This window comes from Amaricoccus sp., assembly GCF_017995835.1.
GTDB lineage: Bacteria > Pseudomonadota > Alphaproteobacteria > Rhodobacterales > Rhodobacteraceae > Amaricoccus.
On sequence record NZ_JAGOID010000199.1, the window covers coordinates 1 to 2,830 of the forward strand.

The 2,830-nt window shown below is 67.0% G+C and carries 3 protein-coding genes; all 3 read left to right on the plus strand.

Annotation, left to right across the window (positions count from 1 at the left end; all coding sequences use genetic code 11):
• The coding region (locus KBA23_RS16625) for a PAS domain S-box protein (RefSeq protein WP_290743341.1) at window positions 1-1,913 on the plus strand (1,913 nt) is incomplete at its 5' end.
• Between the two features lie 20 nt (window positions 1,914-1,933).
• Window positions 1,934-2,392 carry a response regulator gene (locus KBA23_RS16630; RefSeq protein WP_290743343.1) on the plus strand — a complete coding sequence of 153 codons (459 nt, stop codon included), beginning with the start codon at window positions 1,934-1,936 and terminating at the stop codon, window positions 2,390-2,392.
• Window positions 2,389-2,830, plus strand: a 442-nt coding sequence (locus KBA23_RS16635; RefSeq protein ID WP_290743346.1) for a response regulator, incomplete at its 3' end; no start/stop codon positions are given. The genes KBA23_RS16630 and KBA23_RS16635, both read left to right, overlap by 4 nt.

The window sequence follows — 2,830 nt, forward strand, 5'->3', positions numbered from 1 at the left end:
TCAGCGAGAGCAAGGAGTCCGAGGTCCGGTATCGCGGTCTGCTCGAAGCGGCTCCCGACGCGATGGTGGTGGTGAACACCGACGGCGAGATCGTCCTGCTGAACGTCCAGGCGGAGAAGCAGTTCGGCTACCGCCGCGATGAGCTCCTCGGGCAGCCGGTGAAGCGACTCATCCCCGAGGGCTTCGCCGAGCGGCTGATCGCCGACGGCACGCGCACGGCGGCCGAGGCGCTCGCGCAGCAGATCGGCACGGGCATCGAGCTCATCGGCCGGCGCAAGAACGGCAGCGCCTTTCCGATCGAGATCATGCTTTCGCCGCTCGAAGGCGCCGAGGGAATCCTGGTGACGGCGGCGATCCGCGACATCAGTGTGCGCAAGGCCGCGGAGGCGCACCTGGCGCAGATGGAGGGCCGGTACCGCGGTCTCCTCGAGGCGGCTCCGGACGCGATGGTCGTGGTGAACACCGTCGGCGGAATCGTCCTGCTGAACGTCCAGGCGGAGAAGCAGTTCGGCTACCACCGCAACGAGCTCGTCGGGCAGCAGGTGCGCAACATCATCCCGAAGGGCTTCGCCGAGCGGCTGATCGCCGACGGCACGCGCAGCGCGGCCGAGGCGTTGGCGCAGCAGATCGGCACCGGCATCGAGCTCATCGGTCTGCGCAAGGACGGCACGGAGTTCCCGATCGAGATCATGCTTTCGCCTCTCGAAGGCGCCGAGGGCATCCTGGTGACGGCGGCGATCCGCGACATCAGCGTGCGCCGGGCGGCGGAAGAGCACCTGGCGCAGATGGAAGGCCGCTACCGCGGGCTGCTCGAGGCGGCGCCCGACGCCATGGTGGTGGTGAGCATCGGCGGCGAGATCGTCCTGCTGAACGTCCAGGCGGAGAAGCAGTTCGGCTACCACCGCGACGAGCTCCTCGGGCAGCAGGTGAAGAACATCATCCCCGAGGGCTTCGCCGAGCGGCTGGTCGCCGATGCGCTGCGCTCGACCGAGGAGGCGCTGGCGCAGCAGATCGGTACCGGCATCGAGCTCCTGGGCCGGCGCAAGAATCGCAGCGAGTTTCCGATCGAGATCATGCTCTCGCCGCTCGAAGGCGCCGAGGGGATCCTGGTGACGGCGGCGATCCGCGACATCAGCACGCGCAAGGCGGCGGAAGCGCAGCTGCTGCAGAAGGTGGAGGAGCTCAAGCGCTCGAACGAAGAGCTCGGGCAATTTGCCTACATCGCTTCGCACGACCTGCAGGAGCCGCTGCGAATGGTAGCCAGTTACACCCAACTGCTGTCGCGGCGGTACAAGGGGCGGCTCGACTCCGACGCCGACGAGTTCATCGCCTTCGCGGTCGACGGCGCCAGCCGGATGCAGCGGCTGATCCAGGACTTGCTGGCCTATTCCCGGGTCGGGACGAAGGGCCGGGAGCTCGCCGAGACCTCGAGCGAGCGGGCTCTCGCGCAAGCGCTCGTCAACCTGCGCGGCGCGGTCGAGGCGAGCGGCGCGGCGGTGACGCACGATGCCCTGCCTGACGTCCTGGCGGACGAGACCCAGCTGGTGCAGCTGTTCCAGAACCTGGTCGGCAACGCGATCAAGTACCAGGGCCCGGGAGTGCCCCAGGTCCATGTCTCCGCCGAGCGGGAAGAGGGGCGAGAGGGGGGCCGGGACGGCAGCCGGAACGGCGACGGAAGGTGGGTCTTCTCGGTGCGTGACAACGGGCTGGGAATCGACCCGCAGTATTTCGAGAGGATCTTCGGCATGTTCCAGCGCCTGCACAAGCGGGAGGAGTTCGCTGGCACCGGGATCGGTCTGGCAATCTGCCGCAAGATCGCCGAGCGCCATGGCGGCACTGTCACCGTCGAGTCGGAGCCCGGTCGCGGCTCCACCTTCCGCTTCTCGCTCGCCGGCGTCGCAGGAGAGGTCTGAATGCCTCGGGAGGAGAAGCGATGCGCCTAGACGTACTGCTGGTCGAAGACAGCCCGGGCGATGTGCGGCTGACCCAGGAGGTCTTCCGCGATGCCAACATGGCCGCTCACCTGCCGGGCATGGCTATTCACCTGCATGTCGCCTACGACGGCGTGGAGGCGATGGCGTTCCTGCGCCGTGAAGGAGAGAACGCGGAAGCGCCGCGCCCCGATCTCATATTGCTGGATCTCAACCTGCCGCGGATGGACGGGCGCGAGGTCCTGGCGCACATCAAGGACGACCCGGGCCTGCGCACCATTCCGACGGTCATTCTCACCACCTCCGACTCCGAAGCGGACATCGTGCGCAGCTACCAGCTCCAGGCCAACTGCTATCTCAGTAAACCGGTGCAGCTCGAGGCTTTCGAGACCCTGGTGAGGAGCATCAACGACTTCTGGTTGATCAAGGTCAAGCTGCCGAAGCAGCAGGGGAACGCATGACCGGCATCGGCGGAGCGTTCGGCATGCCGTTGCAGGTTCTCCTGGTGGAGGACAGCCCCGGCGACGTCCGGCTGACGCAGGAGGCCTTTCGGGAAGCCAATCCTTCGGTTCGCCTGCACGTCGCGTCCGACGGCGTCGAGGCGATGTCGTTCCTGCGGCGCGAGAGCGAGCACACCCAGGCTCCGCGGCCGGATCTCGTCCTGCTCGATCTCAATCTGCCGCGCATGGACGGCCGCGAAGTGCTGGCGCAGATCAAAGGGGACCTACAGCTACGGATGATTCCAACCGTCATCCTGACCACTTCCGACTCGGCGGCGGACATCGCCAACAGTTACCGCCTGCAGGCCAACTGCTACCTGAGCAAGCCGCAACAGCTGGATGCGTTCGAGAGCCTCGTGCGGTGCATCAACGAGTTCTGGTTGACCCGGGCGCAGCTGC